This window comes from Vibrio sp. Y176 (genome assembly GCF_033438945.1).
On record NZ_JAWOQS010001003.1, the window covers coordinates 1 to 553 of the forward strand.

At 49.0% G+C, this 553-nt stretch carries 1 protein-coding gene and 1 pseudogene; one reads left to right on the forward strand and one right to left on the reverse strand.

All coding sequences use genetic code 11. The features are described from left to right. The coding region (locus R7O13_RS29885) for a substrate binding domain-containing protein (protein WP_318305596.1) at positions 1-434 on the forward strand (434 nt) is incomplete at its 5' end. 19 nt (positions 435-453) lie between these two features. Here R7O13_RS29885 and R7O13_RS29890 read toward each other — a convergent pair. After that, positions 454-553, reverse strand: a pseudogene (locus R7O13_RS29890) (DNA-binding response regulator); the annotation flags it as partial.

Genomic DNA, 553 nt, shown 5'->3' on the forward strand with positions numbered 1-553 from the left:
CAGGGTTTGTAGCGCGCAAGCTGATGACCGTTGACATGGTCACCCTCGCAAGCCCTAGCTATGTGCAGCAATATGGCATGCCAATACACCCAAAAGAGCTGGCCGAACATCGAACTCTCACTGGTTCAGTTACGCGTTGGAGCTATCGTAAAGCAGGGAACCCAAATGACCACGCCGATGTGGTCGTAAAAGGCAACTTGCGCTGTAAAAATGGACGAGCGTTAGTCATGGGCGCACTGCACGGCAACGGCATTATTCGTGTTCCACTGAGTTACTGTGCAGAAGAAGTGGAGCTAGGCCAACTGATAAAAGTGATGCCTGATTGGGAAATCCCGTCGGTGCCCTTTTCCGCCATATTCCATCGAGATCGCTATCAACCGAAACGACTGCGAACTTTTATCGATTTCATCAAACAGAAGTTTGAAGGCTCCTAATCTTACAGCTCAGCTCTCGCTAGATGGGATTCTCCAACTTGCCATAAATATAGGCCAATTCTGCGACGGTTTTGGCTGAGAACTTTTTCAGTAAGCTGGCTCGATGAACTTCCACTGTT